Raw genomic sequence first — 20,270 nt, forward strand, 5'->3', positions numbered from 1 at the left:
ATTTATTCTTAATATATTTTATTGTTATAACTTATTATAGTAATTACTTTGAGTTTTCTATTACTTTTTCATCTAAGAAGCAAGCTGATTTATGATTTTCTCCAACTTCTGTAAGTTTTGGTTCTATTTTTTTACATATATCCATTTTATATGGACAGCGTGTACGAAATACACATCCTGAAGGTGTATCTATAGGACTTGGTATTTCTCCTTTTAATATTATCCTTTTATGCTCTATTTCAGGATCAGGATGTGGAAATGCTGATATGAGTGCTTCTGTATATGGATGTTTTGGAGAGTTATATATATCATCTACTTTTCCTATTTCCATTAATTTTCCTAAATACATTACCCCTACAGTATTTGATACATGTCTTACTACATTTAAGCCATGGGCTATAAATAAATATGTTAAACTATATTCTTTTTGTAAATCTGTAAGTAAATTTAATATTTTTGATTGAATTGAAACATCTAATGCTGAAACCGGCTCATCACATAGTATAAATTTTGGTCTTGTAGATATGGCTTTAGCTATACCTATTCTCTGCCTTTGACCACCACTAAATTCATGAGGAAATTTTTTCATATCTTTTGATGAAAGTCCTACTATATTAAGTAGTCTCTTTACTTCTTTTTCTCTTTCAAATCTAGGTACTATATTATGTATTTTAAGTGGTTCTGTTAATATATCTTCTACTATCATCTTTGGATCTAATGCCCATGATGCATCTTGAAATATTATTTGTAAATCTTTTCTCATCTTTCTAAACTGTTCTTCATTATATCTATATATTGGATCATTTCCATAAAAAATCTTTCCATTTGTTGGTTTTAATAATCCTAATAATAAATATCCTAAAGTACTTTTCCCAGAACCACTTTCACCTACTAATCCAAATGTTTCTCCTTCATAAATATCAAAAGATACATTGTTTACTGCTTTAATATATGATTTTTCTTTAGTTATACTTGGATCCTTTACATTAAAATATTTTTTGAGGTCCTGAATTTTTATCAATGGAGATTTTAATTCTAATTTAATTTCTTTATTATAATAATGCCAGCATCTTACAAAATGACCCTTTTTATATTCTAAGAGTTTTGGATTATTATCTATACATTTATCCATACGTCTACCGCACCTTGGATAAAAAGCACATCCCTTTTCTTTAGTTTCTAAATCTGGTACATTTCCTTTAATAGTATAAAGTTCTTTTGTAGGATCATTTAATCTTGGTATGCATTTCATAAGAGACACTGTATATGGATGAAGTGGATTTTTATATAATTCCTTTGTATATGAAATCTCTCGTATCTTTCCACTATACATTACCATTATCCTATCAGCTATATTTGTAACTACTCCTAAATCATGTGTTATAAATAATACTGACATATTTAATTCACTTTTTAGACTCTTTATAAGCTCTAATATTTCAGCTTGTATTGTAACATCAAGTGCTGTAGTAGGTTCATCTGCTATTAAAAGTTTTGGATTACAAATTAGTGCCATTGCAATCATTACCCTTTGTCTCATACCACCACTTAATTCATATGGATATGAATTATATCTCTTTTCAGGTTCTGGTATGTCTACTTTTCTTAAAAGTTCTATAGCCTTTTCCTTTGCATCACTGCCCTTTATATTAGTATGAATTTTCAATACTTCTTTTATTTGATAACCTATTTTTAGTCGAGGATTAAGAGATTTTAATGGTTCTTGGTATATCATAGATATGTCTCTTCCTCTTATATCTTGTATTTCTTCTTTGCTTTTGGTTAATAAATCTTTACTTTCAAAAATTATTTTGCCACCTTTTATTTTTCCAAATGGTCTAGGTATTATATTCATTATAGATTTAGCAGTTACAGATTTCCCACTACCTGATTCACCTATTAAAGCCACTATTTCACCTTTTTTTATATTAAATGACACATCATCTACTGCATAAATAGTTTTATCTTCTAATTCAAAATATGTTCTAAGATTTTCTACTTTTAATAAGTTTTCCATTTGATTTTCCCCCATGCAACTATTCCAGTTCATAATCCATTATTGTAATAACATCTAATATTAATTGAGTTTGATTCTTCAAATTTTCCTTACTCACGTATCTAAGATTCATTTCATTGCTTTCTATTTCATCTCTATTAGATAAATTTATTGAAGATAAAAATAACCCACTACTTCCATTTACATTTAATGTAGTTATGTCATCTTCTGGCTTTGCTATTTTGTCTAATATTATATTAACCTCTAATTCCTTAGCTCTCTTAGAAAGATTTTTTACAACTTCATAATGATATTTATTATCAGGAATTAATAATGATCCATCAATATACATGTTATCAGTATTTTCATACCCTAAGTAATTTAAATAGATAAATAAATGTTCATCATGCAACGAATCATAAAAGCTACTTTTTTTAAGTGAGTCATAAGGAGTTATATTTTCTCCTTTAGAGCCATCTAAAAATAAAAAATATATATTTCTCTGTGGTTTATATTCACTATCTTTTAATATATTTATTATCTCTAATAAAGAAGCAATAGATGAACCATTTTGCAACCCTTTATTTAATACCTTACCTCCATTTATTCTTTCGTTATAATTAGTAGAAAATATAAGTGGAGGCTTTTCCTTATCTTCCCCTTCTATAAAAGCAAAAATATTATTTAAATCATTTTTTTCTGATTTATTTATTTTTACATTAAAAACTATTTCCTTGTCTGCATTTTCAATTAATTTACTAGCTGTATCATCATTTACTAAAATAATAAAATTAATTTTTCCATCTTGACTCTTTTGTTTTTCTATTTTATCTATAGGTGATATAATATTAGTTTCATTTTTTTCATTAATTTCTTTATTAGTTCCAATATAAATAATTCCATCAATAAAATCCTTATTTGAAAGTTCTTTTTGTAATGAACTAATATCAAAGCTAAAACTATATTGATTTACAAGTAAAATATAATCATTATTACTATTATAATTGCCTTCCTTATAATTTTCTAAAGTCAATAATCTTCTTCTTAACTCACCTTCATATGTTTTTTCATCTAATTTGTTAGCATATACATTTTTAAAATTATAGGACCTTTTATAAAAAAATTTTATGTCTTCTTCTTTATCTATATAAAATTCACTATTTTCTACATCTATAGAATGGTCTTTATCTTCATTATCTAAATATCCTGTTGAAAAAATAGATTTTGTATTATAATTCTCTAATTTATTTATTATATAATCTTGAGTGTTTTGTAAATTATCTTCACTTATTTGATAATTATCTCTATATAATTCTTTAACATGATTAAAAACCCTATCACCACTTACTTTATATTTACTAACTTTTGAAGGAATGAATAAGGTTATAAAAATTATTAATATTATAGATATTTTAATTAATACTTCTTTTTTAAATTTCCTAATATTTTTAAGTTGATAATAAAAAGTTATAGGAGATAAATTATATGGAATATGCTTTAAAAACACAATAAACTTAGAATTTCTTTTATTTAATTCCTGCTTTAACCCTTCTCCTAAAAGATTAAATCCAAGTACAGATACAAATAAAGCAAGTGCAGGATATATTACTATCCATGGTTTACCAGCCGATATAGCATATCTAGCTGAAGCAAGCATTGAACCCCATTCAGGATAATAACTTGGAGTAATAGATAGTTCTAATTCTTTTATTAAATTTGGATCTATTTTATTTACTCCAATATATATACCAAGTACTCCTAATTCTGCTATTATTATCAGCACTCTGCTTATTTCTATAAAAAAATAAATTATAATACTTGCAAATAGATGTGGTAATATATTTTCTATAGCAATACTCCATTTCTTTTTCCCTACTGTTATTTCTCCTTTTATAAAACTTTTTTCTAATATCTCTTTTATTCTATCTCTAAGAATAGTGCTTATTCTACCAAATCCTATAAATGTAAGTACTGTTATATATGCTATAATAGCTTCATCTATTTCTAAATTTCTAATTGATTTTAAGTTTAATATAATATAAGTAATTATAAGAGCTGGTATGGCACTAAATGTAGCATTAAATATATCAATAATTTTATTACTTAATTTATTTCCAAATGCTGCAATAAATGAAATAGGCAATGCTATTAAAAATCTTAAAATTGCAGAAAATACAGCTATTAACATAGTTATTTTTGCCCCATACATAATTCTACTAAATATATCCCTTCCAATTATATCAGTTCCCCAAATATTAGTATTATTAGGTGGATGGGGGGGATTGTTGACTATTAAATTACCATCTATCATTTTAGGTTGTGATAAATTAATTGCAAATGGATCTAATAGCATAAATCTATATCCGTGAATAGATATAATAAATATAATAATAACTAATATTAATCCAATAAAAAGAGGAATATTTACTTTTTTAAATTTATTCATTAAATATTTTCCTCCTTTAATTTAGGGTCTAGTATATGTTTAATAATCTTAAATATTGATGTAATAAAAAAATATAATACTCCTATAATAATAGCTATAGCTATTATTATATTGTCTTCACCACTTTTTCTAAACATCATATAAGCAATTCCTGGATATGCAAACATATATTCAACTATTAATAATGTAGAAATTATTATAGTAGTTATAGAGGAAAAGGAGTCCAATATGTCAATTATAGAATTTCTAATTATATGAATAGTTAATATCCTTCTATCATTAGCTCCTTTCCCCCTTGCAGTTTCCACGTATTCCTTAGTATAAGCTTCATCTATTGAAAGTGAAGTTATTCTAGCTATATAGCTCATGGGAATAAGAGTTAGTGCAAGTATTGGAAGAATCATATGTCTTATTTCTCCATAACCTGCAGCAGGTACTAAGTCTATTCCATTTCTATATAATATTACAGCTAAAAATTGTAATAATAATATTAAAAATACATTTGGCATCGCTATTAATGCAAGAGTAGATAATATTTTTATACTGGATTTATAAGGTTTATCATTTTTACTATCATATATTCCTTTTAATATACCTAAAATAATGGCCAATATTAATGATATGCTTAATAAAACAATACTCCTATTAATTCCAGGTCTTATATATGACCATACCATTCTATTATCAGAAGTTTTTCCAAATGTTCCTGAAAAAATCATTTTATAATAATCAAATATTTCATTTAAAATTTCTTTAAAATTTATATTTGTATTTATTGATATGTTTTTAATATCTATATTAAATTCAGAAGTAACAGGTATTTTGATTAAAAATATTATAAAAGTTAATGCTGAAAGTACTAGTATGATATTTCGAATAAATTTCAAAATTATATTTCTATACTTTTTCATTCTAATTTCCTTTCTCTAAATTTCTATATTAATCAAATTCATATTCATATAATGTTATGGCATCAATTATTAATTGAATTTGATTTTTTAACTTTTTTTCATTAATAATATTTATATTTTGCTCTATATTTTCTACTTCTTTCCTTTCATTGTCATTGATAGAGCTTATTAATACTCCACTACTTCCATTTACATGCATATCCGTTATTCCATCATTTGTATTGGATACTTTATCAATTTTAAATTCTATTCCTAATTCTTTAGCCCTTTTAAATATTCCTTTAATAAAATTGTAGTGATTTTTATTGTCAGAATAAAGTAAAGATGTATCTATAGATAATGAATCTGAATTTTTATACCCTAAAAAATTTAATTGCATTATAAAATGATAAGGTGACAGTTTATTATAAAAATCAGTATTTCTAAATAAATCAGTACCTTTTTCTCTTGTCCCTTTAGAACCATCAAAAAAAAGAAAAATAATATCTCTTTTAAGAGTAAAATTGTTTTGTGATAATACTTTCATAATTTCTAAATTAGCAGCAATTGATGTACCATTATAAAAAACACCATTACCTAAATCATCAATGTCATTAGAAAAATAATCATAATTAGTTGCTATTATAAGTGGTGGCTCATCTAATCCTTCCCCTTCAATATATCCCCCTATATTTTTCACTTCTACATTTTTTAAATTTTTTAATTTATATTCTATAATTAATTCTTCTTTTGAATATTTTTTTAATTCTTGTACTGTATCTTCTGTTATATAACCCCTGAAAGCTGATCCAAATTGTTCTTTATCTTTCTTTAAATCATCGATAGAACCTGCTATATTTACAAAAGAAACTATATCTTCTAGTGAAGTAACAGAAGATAGTAATACACCAGTTATAAATTTCTCTTTATTTATTTCTGTAGCTATCTTATTATAGCTATTCCAATTGTCTACAATTAAAAAATAATTTTCTTCTTCATTATATTTTTCATTTAAATAATCTTCATATAGTAGTAATTTACCAGAAATTTTTCCTTCATATATTGAATCTGAAGTTTCATTTAAATATATATTCTCCATAATAAAATCATCTTTATATTTAAAATTTATCTTTTCTTCTCCCTTTTTTAGATGCATTTCTGCTTTTTTAATATTATTCATTTCTACATTGATATTACCTTTATTTATATAACCATCTTCAAATAATGGGATTATATTATTTTCTTCTAATTGTTTAACAATATAAGTTGAAAACTCCTCATGACCTTCAGTTCCTATTACTCTATTATTATACTTTTGGTTAGATATTTCTTCTACTTCATTATATATTCTATTACTATCGACTTTATATTTACTTATGCTGGGAGGATATAAAAAAACTAATCCTAATATTAGTACAAGTGATAATTTTATTAAAATACTTTTCTTATATTTTTCTTTATTCTTGATTTGATGTATGAAAGTTATTGGGGACAAATGATATGGAATATGTTTTATAAAAATTATAAACTTAGAATTTTTCTTATTTACTTCCTCTTTTAATCCTTCTCCTAAAAGATTAAATCCAAATACAGTGACAAATAGAGCTAATGCAGGATACATTACTATCCACGGTTTCCAAGCTGATATGGCATATCTAGCTGAAGCAAGCATTGAACCCCATTCTGGATAATAACTTGGAGTAATTGTACTATCAATCCTTTCTAATAACTCTGGATTTATTTTATTTACTCCAATATATATACCAAGTACTCCTAACTCTGCTATGATTATAAGCACTCTGCTTATTTCTATAAAAAAATAGATTATAATATTTGCAAATAAATGTGGGAATATATTCTCCACAGCAATAAGTAGACTGCTCTTCCCTATAGCAATCTCACCCTTTATAAAATCTTGTGATTTTATGTCTTCTATTTTTTCTCTTAATATAGCTCCTACTCTACCCCAACCTATAACTGAAAGCACAACTATGTAAGCTATAAAAGCAGACTCAATTTCCATATTATATATATAATAATAATTTAATATAATATAACTAATTACAATAGCAGGAAGAGCACTAAAACTCATGTTAAAAAAATCAATTATATCTGAACTTCTTTTACTCCCAAATGCAGCTAAAAAAGAAAACGGAATTGCTATTAAAAATCTAAAAATTGATGTTATAAATGCTAAACCTATAGTTAACTTAGCTCCATAAATAACTCTACTAAATATATCTCTCCCTATAGAATCAGTTCCCCATATATTAATGTTATTAGGTGGATTAGGTGGGTTAGAAACATTTAATGTATCTCCTTCAAGTTTAGGTAATCCAAAATTTGTAGCAAAAGGATCTAAAGGAATTATTCTATATCCAAAAATCAATATAAATACTATAAGTGAAACTATGATAATTCCTATAATTAACGGAATATTTAGTTTTTTAAGTTTATTTAGCAATTTATCCCTCCTTTTCCTATAGTTTATATTCTATAAATTTTTTTATATTCCTTCTTTATTTTAAATATATTTTTAATCAAAAAATTTATCCCAAGTTTTTTTGTTTTATAAATATATTCTAATTTGTTTTCTATAACCATTAAATAATGTAATCACTTTTTGTTTTTTGGTGAGTTATATCTGATTTACTATAAAATAACTTTGCTTGATTGTATTTTTCATACTTTAATAACTCATAATTTTAAATCTTTATTTTTATTTATCCTATGATATAATTACAATATAAGGTAATTTTAGAAAAATAGAGGTGAAACGATGCTGAATATAGCTATTTGTGATGATGAAAATGCCATATGCAATCAATTAGAAAACATTATATTAGATATTAGTCCAAAATATAATATGAAGATTGAAATAGATATATTTTATACTGCTGAAAATTTATACAAAAATTTATTAAATAAAAATAAATATGATTTAATTTTTTTAGATATTGAATTAAAATATATGAGTGGAGTCCAATTAGGAAAAAAATAAGAGAAGATATAAATGACCAAATTACTCAAATAATATATATTTCAAGTAAAACTTCATATGCTATGGAGTTATTTTCTATAAGACCTTTAGATTTCTTAATTAAACCAATTAGTACCAAAAAAGTGGACAAAACATTTAGCACAGCTATGAAATTAATAAAAAATAAAAATAACTTTTTTAATTATCAAAAAGAAAAAGAATGTCATCGTATCCCTATAACAGATATACTTTATTTTGAAAGTAATAATAGACAAATAAATATATATACTCTAAATGGAAAATATTCTTTTTACGGTACTTTAAAAGAAATTTTTAATAGATTAAATGATTATGGATTTGTATTTATTCATAGATCTTATCTTATCAATATAAATCATGTGAAAATCTTTAAATACAATAAAGTAACTTTAACAGATAATACAATTCTAAATATTACTCAAACTTTTAGAAAAAATTTACGAGAGTTACAGATGAAGATAGGTGAAATTTAATGAGTGTTATTAATTATGTCTTATTTTATCTTATAATTAATACTTTATATGTATATACCATATTTAGATTTATGGGAGTTTTTTTTGAAAGAGAAAAAATAAAAACAATAGAAATTTTTTCTTATTTTATTTTTTACATACTAATTTCTTTTATTTTTTTAGTTTTTAATATACCTTTACTTAGTTTAGTTACAAATATAATTTCTTTTTTTATACTATCTTTTAATTATAAGTCAACTTTAAAAAGGAAAATCATTTCTATATTTTTTATAATTTCAATAATGATGTTTTCAGAAATTATAATTACTTTACTTATAGTTAATATAAATTTATCTATTTTTAAGTCAACATATCTAGATATTTCTATTATAATTTTTAGTCGAATAATAAGCTATCTTATAGTATTAATATTTGAAGGAGCTAAAAATGTAAAAAATAATATAGAATTGCCTAATATTTATTGGTTCTCTGTATTTTTTATCCCTTTAAGCTCTATGTATTTAACATTATTACTTTTTCAAAATAGTAATTTAAATAAATATGAATTATTAATCTCTATATTCATATTGTTTATAATCAATATAGTAACTTTTTATTTATATGATATGTTAAATAGAATATATAAAGAAAAAATACAAAATAAATTATTAGAAAAACAAAATGAATATTATGAAGAACAATTTAAAATTATGAATTCTTCTTATAAAAAATTAAAGGCTACAAGACATGATTTAAAAAATCACCTTATAGCTATAGAAAATTATATAATTAATAATAAAAAAGAAAAAGCATTAAAATACATAGAAAAAATTAATAATTCCTCTTATGATAAAAGAGATTTTGCTAATTCTGGTAATGTAGATATTGATAGTATATTAAATTATAAAATTCAATCTGCTAAATCAAAAGGTATCAGTATAGAGTTGAATTTAAATATACCTTACGATTTAAATTTAGATTCTTTTGATATGATTATAGTCATTGGAAACTTAATAGATAATGCCATAGAAGCAACTTCTAAATTAGAAAATGATAAAAGGTTTATACATATTAGCATATTTTATGATAGAAATATACTTCATATGCACTTTAAGAATACCTTTGATGGTAAAATTCTAAAAGAACAAGAAAAAATCCTAACCACAAAAAAAGATAAGTTTAATCACGGTATAGGACTTAAAAATGTTAAATATATATTAGAAAAATATGAGGGGGACTTAAATTATAGTTATGATGATAATATTTTCTATGTAAAACTATTACTTTATTTATAAATATTTATTGTACTTTTCCAAATAAAATCATTATTGAAAGTATAAATAAAGATATTGTTATTGTAAGTGCAATATTATTAAGTTCTAATATTAATAATATTAACACTACAACTAATTCTATAATACACATCATTCTTGATATAATTTTATGTTTATATGCTTTTTCTTTATTAGAGAAATTATTACTATCTTCTACTGGAGATAGTAATAATACTATAAATGAGGATATTATACCTAAAAATAATATAGTATAATTTGATGATGGAATATATTTTATAGATATCATTGCTATTATAGTTAAAGCCAAAGAAAATATATAGCAATTTAAATTATCACCTGCATCATATCCTCCTGTATATGCACGAATTGGTTCATAAGAAATAATAAAAATTATACTCTCTAAAACCATATCAAATAATATTCCAATTCCAATTATAGTTATAATATTTACTACTATAGGTATAATTCTTTTTATTATAAGTGTATTAGGACTATTAATGCTATTCTCCATTTTCATATTTTAATTCCTTTTTAAAAGTTATTTTTAATTTAATTAATATAATTATATGATAAAAATAACCATTATATTTTCAAAATGTAGTAACTCGTAGTCTCCATGTCATAACTCATACTTATTTATCTTTCTATGCAAAGTATTCCTACCTATACCTAGTATTTTAGCAACTTTAGTTATATTCCTATCATTTTTTCTAAGCATATCTGTTATATAATTCTTTTCTAACTCTTCTAATGTCATATTTTTTTCTATTATAAAATCTTTCTTTGTTTTTTCTATTTTATTCTCAAAATATTTGTTAGGTATATATTCTAAGTTTATTATAAGTTCTACAAAGTTTTCTAATTCTCGTATATTTCCAGGCCAGTTATAGTTAATTAAATAATCCATTTGAAATTTTGTGATTTTAACCTTTTTCTTATTTAATCTTCTTGAAATCTTGTCCATAAAATAGTCTATTAAAATTGGTATATCATCTTTTCTCTCTCTTAATGGTAAAATAGAAAGTGGTAATACATTTAGTCTATAAAATAAATCTTTTCTAAAATTACCTTTTTCTACTTCTTTTTTTAAATCTTTATTACTTGCTGCTATTATTCTTACATCAACATATTCTTGATCTATAGATCCTATTCTAGTTACTATACCTTCTTCTATTACTCTAAGTAATCTTGTTTGTAAATTAAAAGGCATTTCTCCTATTTCATCTAAAAAAATTGTACCTTTATCTGCTGACTTAAACTTGCCGATTTGTCCTGTTTTTTTAGCTCCTGTAAAAGCTCCTTCTACATAACCAAAAAGTTCTGATTCTATTAAGTTATCTGGTATTGCTGCTGAATTTATAGCTATAAAAGGTTTGTTTTTTCTATCGCTCATATTATGAATACTTTGAGCAAAAACTTCTTTTCCAGTACCTGTTTCTCCTGTTATAAGTATTGTGGATTTTGAATCAGAAATTTTCTTTGCAAATTCTATTTGACATTTAAATCTTTTATTGTTTCCAATTATTTTATCAAAAGTATATATTGCTTTATTTTCTTTTATTTTTTTATTTAATTTTCTCTTCTTTTTTATATCTTCAAATTTAAATAAAAAATCTTTGTTATCTAATTTATATATGGAAACCATGAAATGTATTTTATTTTTATCTGCATTTATTAATACTTCTTCTCTTTCTATATTTTCTTTTTTATTTAATAAATCTCTAAAACTATAAAAACCTTCAAAAATATCATAAACTTTTTTTGAATTTAATTTTTCTTTGCTAAATCCAAATAAATTAAGTAATTCATCATTAAAAAACTTTATATTTCCGTCATCATCAGATATTATAATTGCATCTATAATGTTTTTTATAATATTTTCAATATAATTATCATAGTACAATTTATTCACTACCCTTTATAATATTTTTATTTTTTCTATATCCATTTCATTTGAATCTATTAATATTAATTCATTTTCTCTATAATTATCAAATAAATATTTAAGTGATAAATTCACTTGAATGCTTGCTGTTATCATGCAAGTCATAGGTAAGTTTCCCAGTGATTCATTTTCCTTTGTATTATCTTTATATATTTTCTTAAATATTCTATTATCTTCTCTTGATAATGCTACTTGACCATAATATCCTCTTATTGCTCCATGTACTAATGGTAACTCTAATTTTTCACATATATATTCTAAATCAAACCTTGATTCTATAGAATCAAGACAATCAAATACTATATCTACCTCTTTGATTAAATTTATACTCTCTTTATCTAATTTGGTGCTATATGTTTTTAATACTACATCTTTCTCTATAGATATTGCTCTTTTTTCTGCAACTAAAGTCTTGTATTCACCTATATTTTCTTCTGTAGATAATACTTGCCTATTTAAATTAGATTCCTCAAATTTTCCTTTATCAATCAATATAAATTTTTTGACTCCAATTCTTAATAGATTTTCTAATACATATCCTCCAAGACCTCCAAGTCCAATTATAGCAACATTTAAATTATTTATTTGTGATTGTTCTTTATGACTTATTGATGAATGATTTCTAACATATCTTTCCATATAGTCACCTCAATTTGTATAACTATAGGCTGATTAATTTAATCAGCCTATAGTGTATTATTAATTAGCATTTGGCACAAATAAAGCCTGGCCATATTCTTCTTTTCCATAATCTTTTATTAATTCTTGTGCTTCATCTGATAATATCCAATTAACAAACTCCATGGCACTTTCACTATCTATTTGATTATTCTTATCTGGATTTACTGGTATCACTCCATACTGATTGAAAAGATTAGAATCTCCTTCTACTATTATATCTAAATCAAGTGAATCTTTCATAGATAGATATGTGGCTCTATCAGTTAATGTGTAAGCTTGTTTTTCATCTGCTATTTTAAGTACATCTGCCATACCTGCCCCTGCTTCAATATACCAATTTCCTGCAGGATCAATCCCTGCATTCTCCCATATTTTCAGTTCTTTTTTATGAGTACCTGAATCATCACCTCGAGATACAAATTCAGATTCAGTTTCTTTTAATTTTTCAAGAGCTTTAGAGATATCTTCTGGATACTCTTCTTTTATGCCTGCTGGATCATCTTGAGAGCCAACAAGAATAAAGTCATTATACATTACATCATATCTTTCAGTACCATGTCCTTCTGCTACAAATTCTTCTTCTGAATCTTTAGCATGTACTAAAAGTACATCAGCTTCACCATCTTTTCCCATTTGTAAGGCTTTACCTGTTCCTACTGCAATTACATTTACTTCTATATTATTTGTATCAGTAAAATTTGGTAAAATATAATCTAATAGCCCTGAATCTCTTGTTGATGTCGTAGTTGCTAACTTAATAGGATCATTTTCCTTGCTAGATAATTCATCAGTTGCTTCATCTGTTGAAGCTTCTTCTTCTTGATTTTCAGTATTTGAACATCCAACTACTAATGAAATACTCATAATCAAAACTAAAAATAACACTAATATTTTTTTCAATTAAAACATCCCCTTTATCTTATTTTAAATTAAATATATCAAAATTAGAATATACATTTAATTTTTCTCCTCTTGCAAACCCTATTAATGTTATATTTAATTTATTTGCCATTTCTACTGAAAGACTTGTGGGAGCAGATCGAGATATTATTGTAGAAATACCACCTTTTGCTACTTTTATTAATATTTCAGATGATATTCTTCCTGAGGTCAAGACAATTTTATTATTTAAATTAATATTTTCCATCATAGATCTACCAAGTATTTTGTCTAATGCATTATGCCTTCCTATATCTTCTTCAAAAAACAATATGTCATTTTTATCACATAAAGCTACACTATGCACTCCTCCAGTTTTTAAAAATAATTCTGATTTATGATTAAATTTTTTCACTAACTTTTTTATTTGATCTATTTTTATATCCATTTGTTTTTCAATTTTTTTTGACTTAAAACTATCTAATACATTATAAAATATAGTTCCTTTTCCACAACCTGATGTAATAGTTCTTTTTCCTCTAAGTTTTTCTATTAGCTCACTTCTATTTTCTATATCTATATATATTAACCCATATTTTGAATTAAAACTTATATTTAATATATTCGACGTATCCTTTAAAATACCTTCTGAAAATAAAAATCCTATAGCTAATTCTTTTACAGATTTCGGTGTACATAAAAGGGTTACAACTTCTTCGTAATTCACAAATATTGTAAGAGGATATTCTGTTATTAGAATATCCTCTTCTTTAGTTGTTTCTTCTCCTCTTATTTTCATTATGTTTATTTTTTTTATAACATTCATATTAAACACTCCATTTTTCATTTTCTAAATATAAATTCAAATCTTCTTTTGTATTTATATTTAAAAACATATCCCAATTTGGACTAAATTTTCTTGCTTCTTTTTCTTTTATATATAATATATTTAATTTCTTAGCTAATGAATTAATTGAACGCATTTTTGTCTGTAAATGCTTTTCTATATCACTAATTATTTCTTTAGAATAAAAACTACTAAATGGTTCTATATGATTGTCATACTCTGTTATACAACCTATTTCATTTGTTATTTTTTCTCTCATATATGTGATATATTTTATATTTATATTTGGCATATCACAGGCTACTACAAAACTATATTTAGAACTTGCTTCTATTAATCCTACATGAATTCCTGCAAGTGGTCCAACATTTTTAATTTTATCTGTAGTTACTTTAGCCTTAAACCCTATATAATCTTTAGGTTTATTTGTAACTATAATTATTTCATCAAATTCATTTTTAAGCTTTGATATTAAGGAATTCATAAGCCTTCTATTGTCAATTTTTAAAAATTGTTTATCAAAACCCATTCTAGAACTTTTTCCCCCTGCAAGTATTATAGCAGTACCAAATTTTTTCATGAAATCACCTTTTCTTCATTACTAGCCTTTTCTAAATTTACTGCTGCTACTTTTAATTCTGGTATTTTTGCAATATCATCATATACTGGATTTGTAAGATAATTTACGGCTCCATCTGCAAAATGAAAAGGCATAAATAATATATCTTCTCCTACTATATTTGTAACTTTTGTAGTAGTGAAAATTTCTCCACGTCTTGAAGTGAGTTTTACTCTATCTCCATCAGAAAGATTTAATTTTTTAGCTGTAACTTCATTTATTTCTACATAAGATGAAGGGGCTATTTTGTTAAGTCCTTCTACACGTCCTGTCATTGTCCTAGTATGATAATGATATAATATTCTACCTGTTGTAAGTGTAAAGGGATAATTACTATCAGCTACTTCATCACTTTCTACATATTCTACTGGAATGAACAATCCTTTACCACGAGCTATAGATTTTTCATGTAAGAATTTAGTACCTGGATGATTTTCATCTAAACATGGCCATTGTAAATTTTCTTTTTCAAGCCTCTTATAACTTATCCCTCCATATTGTGGTGTAACTTTAGCTATTTCATCCATTATATCTGATGTATTCTTATACCAAGTATCATATCCTAAGATATTCATAATTTCCATTAGTATCTTCCAATCTGGTTTTGAATCACCAACTGAATCTATTGCTTTTCTTACTCTTTGTACTTTTCTTTCTGTATTTGTAAATGTACCTTCTTTTTCTGCAAATGATGCTGCAGGAAGAACTACATCTGCATATTCTGCTGTTTCTGTAAAAAATATATCCTGAACTACTAAAAAATCTAATTTGCCCAATGCTTTTTTAATATGATTTATATCTGGGTCTGATACCATAGGATTCTCTCCCATTATATACATGAATTTAACTTTGCCTTCTTCAGCACCATGCATCATTTCTGGAATTGTAAGTCCTACTTCTTTAGATAATTTAACTCCCCAAGCTTCTTCAAACTTTTCATTTACTGTATCTTTAAATACTTTTTGATATCCTGGTAAATCAGCTGGAAGTCCTCCCATATCGCAAGCACCTTGAACGTTATTTTGCCCTCTTAGAGGATTTACTCCTGCAAATTCCTTTCCTACATTTCCACACATTAAAGCAAGGTTTGATACACTCATTACACCATTTGTTCCAGTAGAATGTTGAGTTATGCCCATTGCATAATATATTCCTGCTCTATTAGATTTCGCATAAATTCTAGCTGCCTTTATTATATCTTCTTTATTTACTCCACAAATTTTAGCTACTTTTTCTGGAGTATAATTTTTGACTACTTCTTTTACTAATTCAAATTTTTCTGTTCTTTCTTCTATATATTCTCTATCATATAATTTTTCTTTTACTATTACATTCATCATTCCATTTAATATAGCTATATTTGTACCAGGTTTTATTTGTAAAAACACATCTGCATCTTTTGCAAGAGGTATTTCTCTTGGATCAGCTACTATTAATTTAGCACCTTTTCTTTTATTTTGTCTCATCATAGCTCCTATTACTGGATGATTTTCTGTAGTATTTGAACCTATTACAAACATACAATCTGTATTTTTTACTTCCTGAACTGAATTTGTCATAGCTCCACTTCCAAGTGTAGTTGCAAGACCTGCAACTGTTGAAGAATGTCAGAGACGTGCACAATGATCGACATTATTTGTACCTATTACTGCACGAAATAATTTTTGAAAAAGATAATTCTCTTCGTTTGTACACCTTGCTGATGTAAGTCCTGCGAAGGAATCACTACCAAATTCATCTTTTATCTTATTTGCTTTTTCTCTTATAAGTTTATAGGCTTCATTCCAACTTGCTTCTCTAAACTCCCCATTTTCTTTTATAAGTGGAGTTTTAAGTCTATCTTTATGATTTATAAATTTATATGCAAATTTCCCCTTTACACATAAAAGGCCATCATTTGGCCCATTATCAAATACAGGATTGGCACCAAGTACTTTGTTATCCTTTACAGTTAAATCTAATTGACAACCTACTCCACAATATGAACAAGTAGTTCTTACTTTTTTAGTTTCCCAATGTCTAAACTTTTCAAGCTTTTTAGGTAAAAGTGCCCCTACTGGACATACTGATACACAATTACCACAAGATACACATGATGATTTATCAAGTTTCTTATCAAATGGTGCTACTATCTTTGTAGAAAACCCTCTGTTTTCATATCCTATTGCGTCAGTACATTGAAGTTCATTACACACTCTTACACATTTTCCACAGAGAATACATTTATTTGGGTCATAAGTATAAAAAGGATTACTGCTATCTAATTTTTCATTACTTTTTTCTCCTATATATGATCCGTCTTCTAAGTCATACTCATAGGCAAGATTTTGTAAGTTACAATCACCTGATTTTTCACAATTCAAACATTCCATAGGGTGGTTTGAAAGTAATAAATCTAATACTTCACGTCTTGCATCCATTACCTTCTCGTTAGAAGTAGATATTTCCATTCCACTTCTAACTTTAGTAGAACAAGCAGTTTGTAAGTTTTTCTTTCCCTTTATTTCAACAAGACACATCCTACACGCAGCATGAGGTTCTAACCTTTGATCATGACATAATGTAGGTATATTTATGTCTATATTTTTACATATTTCTAAAATAGTTTTCCCTTCCTCTACTTCATAGGTGTTACCATCAACTAAAATATTAATCATTTTTATCACCTTTAACATTTTTTTCTTCTAATTTATTTATTTTATCTATTACACTATTAAGTCCTAGTGCACTTATCCAATTGGATTCAACAAATTTTCCATCTATTTTTCTATAAGGAATTTCAGGGTTTTCCAAATATTTAAGTTCAGTCATAAGCCTTCCTGTTAAACATAAAGGTCTATCATTTGATGATGATTTAGCTCTCACTGCAATATTTTTTCCTTTTGTAGATAAAACATCATATTCACAACCATATGAGCATGATTTACATACAACAGTTCTAACTTCTGAATCCCATACTCTTACTTTCCCTTTTAACCTTTTATCTATTAATGCTCCTGTAGGACAAACAGTTACACATCTATTACATGATACACATTTTGATTCTTCAAATGTTTGATTTAAGTCTGCTACAATCTTAGTATCATATCCTCTATCTGCGAATGCCAAAACTTGTCTCTCTTCTTTTATTTGATTACATGTTCTAACACATTTCCCACAAAGTATACATTTACTATTATCTTTAAATATATATGGACTAGAAATGTCATATAATTTTGGTCTCATTTCTCCATCATGTTGTCTAAATTTAACATCATACCTATATGAATATTCTTGAAGCAAACATTCACCTGCTTTTTGACATGTTAAACAATCATTTGGATGACTATCTAATAATAATTGTAATATCTCTCTTCGTATCTTTGTTAATTTTTCGGTTTCTGTATAAACTACCATCCCTTCCTTTATTTTTGTAGAACATGAAGTTTTAAGTTTATTTGTTCCTTCAATTTCCACCAAACATAATCTACATGCTGATACTATTTCTAAATTAGGATCATAACATAATGCTGGTATTTTTATGCCTACCTTTTTAGCTGCATCCATTATTGTAAAATTTGAAGGAACAGTTATGTTATTTCCATCTATTGTAAGTGTAACTTTTTTCATTTAAGCTCCCCCTAACCTTTAACTACTGCATTTACTGGACACACTTCATAACATGAACCACATTTTATACATAGATCTTGATCTATTTCATGTATTTCTTTTCTTTCTCCACTTATACAATTAACAGGACATTTTCTAGCACATGAAGTACATCCTATACATTTATCTGTTATAGTGTACTTCATTAATTCACTACACCTTCCTGCTGGACACCTTTTATCCATTATATGGGATAAATATTCATCTCTAAAAAATTTCAAAGTACTTACAACTGGATTCCCAGCAGTTTGTCCTAATCCACATAATGAAGCTGCACTCATTGTATTTGCTAAACTTTCTAACCTTTCAATATCTTCTCTTGTACCTTTTCCCTTAGTTATTCTATCTAATATTTCATACATTCTCTTTGTTCCTTCTCTACAAGGAACACACTTTCCACATGATTCATCTACTGTGAAATCTAAGAAAAATTTAGCTATATCAACCATACAGTCATCTTCATCCATTACAACCATTCCACCAGACCCCATTATAGACCCAATCATTGCAAGTGATTCAAAATCTACTGAAGTATCAAATAAATGTTCGGGTATACAACCTCCTGATGGACCACCTGTTTGAATAGCTTTTATTTTTTTATCATCTATAGTACCACCTGATAACTCATCTATAATTTCATTTAATGTTGTACCCATAGCCACTTCAATAAGACCTGCATTCTTTACTTTACCTACAAGTGCAAAAACTTTTGTGCCAGGTGATTTTTCAGTTCCTATATTTTTGAACCAATCTACACCTTTTCTAAATATTACAGGAATATTTGCAAACGTTTCTACGTTGTTTATAATTGTAGGTTTTTGCCATAATCCTTTATGAGCTGTTCTATATACTTTAGTTCTAGGCATACCTCTTTTTCCTTCAATTGATTCCATAAGTGCAGTACCCTCTCCACATACAAATGCACCTGAACCAAGTCGTAATTCAATATCAAAATCAAATTCTGTTCCTAATATATTTTTTCCTAATAGTCCATATTCTTTTGCTTGAGATATAGCTTTTTTTAACATATCAACTGCCTTTGGATATTCAGCTCGTACATATATAAATCCTTGATCTGATCCTATAGAATAGCCAGCTATAGCCATGGCTTCTAATACAGAATGAGGATCTTTTTCTAATATACTTCTATCCATAAAAGCCCCTGGATCCCCTTCATCAGCATTACAAATTATATATTTTTTGTCAGAGTCATATTTATATGCTGTTTCCCATTTTATACCTGTAGGAAAACCTGCTCCTCCACGACCTCTAAGACCTGATTTTTTCAATTCTTCTATAACATCTAAAGGCCTCATATTATGTAATATTTCTGATAATGCAAAATATCCTTCTAACGCAATATATTCATCAATATTATTTGGATCAATAATATCGCAATTTTTAAGAGCAATCCTTATTTGCTTTTCATAATAATCTCCTTTTAACTTTATTTCTTGATTATTTATTATATAATTATTTGTTTTTTCTAATCTGTCTACAAGTTTAGATCTTATATTATCTTTAATATCTTTTAATTTTTCCATAGTAATCAT

The 20,270-nt window shown here is 25.8% G+C and carries 16 protein-coding genes; 3 read left to right on the forward strand and 13 right to left on the reverse strand.

Annotated elements, in window-relative coordinates; genetic code table 11:
• Positions 1 to 43 precede the first annotated feature (43 nt).
• The 4 genes from E0D94_RS11955 to E0D94_RS11970 are packed head-to-tail and all read right to left on the reverse strand — an operon-like array spanning position 44 to position 7,796.
• Positions 44 to 2,017, reverse strand: coding sequence for a dipeptide ABC transporter ATP-binding protein (locus E0D94_RS11955; RefSeq protein ID WP_130807796.1), 1,974 nt, complete (start codon positions 2,015 to 2,017; stop codon positions 44 to 46).
• Between the two features lie 19 nt (positions 2,018 to 2,036).
• Positions 2,037 to 4,442: an ABC transporter permease subunit gene (locus E0D94_RS11960; protein ID WP_130807797.1), complete on the reverse strand. Its 2,406-nt coding sequence runs from the start codon at positions 4,440 to 4,442 to the stop codon at positions 2,037 to 2,039.
• The gene (locus E0D94_RS11965) at positions 4,442 to 5,353 is read right to left on the reverse strand and encodes an ABC transporter permease subunit (protein ID WP_130807798.1); all 912 of its coding nucleotides are present in this window, start codon (positions 5,351 to 5,353) and stop codon (positions 4,442 to 4,444) included. The genes E0D94_RS11960 and E0D94_RS11965 overlap by 1 nt, the downstream gene beginning before the upstream one ends.
• Positions 5,354 to 5,381: 28 nt before the next feature.
• Positions 5,382 to 7,796: an ABC transporter permease subunit gene (locus E0D94_RS11970; RefSeq protein ID WP_130807799.1), complete on the reverse strand. Its 2,415-nt coding sequence runs from the start codon at positions 7,794 to 7,796 to the stop codon at positions 5,382 to 5,384.
• 315 nt (positions 7,797 to 8,111) lie between these two features.
• Between E0D94_RS11970 and E0D94_RS11975 the strand changes: the two genes are divergently transcribed.
• From E0D94_RS11975 to E0D94_RS11985, 3 genes are all read left to right on the forward strand, one after another.
• Positions 8,112 to 8,333: a response regulator gene (locus E0D94_RS11975; protein ID WP_130807800.1), complete on the forward strand. Its 222-nt coding sequence runs from the start codon at positions 8,112 to 8,114 to the stop codon at positions 8,331 to 8,333.
• A 62-nt stretch (positions 8,334 to 8,395) separates the two neighbouring features.
• Entirely contained in the window at positions 8,396 to 8,824 is a 429-nt protein-coding gene (locus E0D94_RS11980) for a LytR/AlgR family response regulator transcription factor (protein ID WP_130807801.1), read from the forward strand.
• A 281-nt stretch (positions 8,825 to 9,105) separates the two neighbouring features.
• Positions 9,106 to 10,098, forward strand: a complete 993-nt coding sequence (locus E0D94_RS11985) for a sensor histidine kinase (RefSeq protein ID WP_165442963.1) — start codon at positions 9,106 to 9,108, stop codon at positions 10,096 to 10,098.
• Between the two features lie 4 nt (positions 10,099 to 10,102).
• Here E0D94_RS11985 and E0D94_RS11990 read toward each other — a convergent pair whose 3' ends face one another.
• The 9 genes from E0D94_RS11990 to E0D94_RS12030 all read right to left on the reverse strand — a co-directional run bounded on the left by E0D94_RS11990 (position 10,103) and on the right by E0D94_RS12030 (position 20,270).
• Positions 10,103 to 10,615, reverse strand: coding sequence for an accessory gene regulator B family protein (locus tag E0D94_RS11990; protein WP_130807803.1), 513 nt, complete (start codon positions 10,613 to 10,615; stop codon positions 10,103 to 10,105).
• Between the two features lie 102 nt (positions 10,616 to 10,717).
• On the reverse strand, positions 10,718 to 12,001 hold the full coding sequence (locus E0D94_RS11995; protein WP_242620539.1) for a sigma-54 interaction domain-containing protein: 1,284 nt from the start codon (positions 11,999 to 12,001) through the stop codon (positions 10,718 to 10,720).
• A 15-nt stretch (positions 12,002 to 12,016) separates the two neighbouring features.
• Positions 12,017 to 12,682, reverse strand: a complete 666-nt coding sequence (locus tag E0D94_RS12000) for a HesA/MoeB/ThiF family protein (RefSeq protein ID WP_130807805.1) — start codon at positions 12,680 to 12,682, stop codon at positions 12,017 to 12,019.
• A 60-nt stretch (positions 12,683 to 12,742) separates the two neighbouring features.
• Entirely contained in the window at positions 12,743 to 13,624 is an 882-nt protein-coding gene (locus E0D94_RS12005; protein ID WP_130807806.1) for an ABC transporter substrate-binding protein, read from the reverse strand.
• 19 nt (positions 13,625 to 13,643) lie between these two features.
• On the reverse strand, positions 13,644 to 14,429 hold the full coding sequence (gene fdhD / locus E0D94_RS12010; RefSeq protein WP_130807807.1) for a formate dehydrogenase accessory sulfurtransferase FdhD: 786 nt from the start codon (positions 14,427 to 14,429) through the stop codon (positions 13,644 to 13,646).
• Position 14,430: 1 nt separating this feature from the next.
• Positions 14,431 to 15,030: a molybdenum cofactor guanylyltransferase gene (mobA, locus tag E0D94_RS12015; protein WP_130807808.1), complete on the reverse strand. Its 600-nt coding sequence runs from the start codon at positions 15,028 to 15,030 to the stop codon at positions 14,431 to 14,433.
• Positions 15,027 to 17,726 carry a formate dehydrogenase subunit alpha gene (gene fdhF, locus E0D94_RS12020; protein ID WP_130807809.1) on the reverse strand — a complete coding sequence of 900 codons (2,700 nt, stop codon included), beginning with the start codon at positions 17,724 to 17,726 and terminating at the stop codon, positions 15,027 to 15,029. The genes mobA and fdhF overlap by 4 nt, the downstream gene beginning before the upstream one ends.
• Positions 17,719 to 18,678 (reverse strand): NADH-quinone oxidoreductase subunit G, encoded by a 960-nt coding sequence (locus E0D94_RS12025; RefSeq protein ID WP_130807810.1) that lies wholly within the window; start codon positions 18,676 to 18,678, stop codon positions 17,719 to 17,721. Before E0D94_RS12025 ends, fdhF begins: the two co-directional genes overlap by 8 nt.
• Before the next feature lie 11 nt (positions 18,679 to 18,689).
• Positions 18,690 to 20,270 carry an NADH-ubiquinone oxidoreductase-F iron-sulfur binding region domain-containing protein gene (locus E0D94_RS12030; protein ID WP_130807811.1) on the reverse strand — a complete coding sequence of 527 codons (1,581 nt, stop codon included), beginning with the start codon at positions 20,268 to 20,270 and terminating at the stop codon, positions 18,690 to 18,692.

Origin of the sequence: Senegalia massiliensis, assembly GCF_900626135.1 — a bacterium.
GTDB classification, from domain to species: domain Bacteria; phylum Bacillota; class Clostridia; order Tissierellales; family SIT17; genus Anaeromonas; species Anaeromonas massiliensis.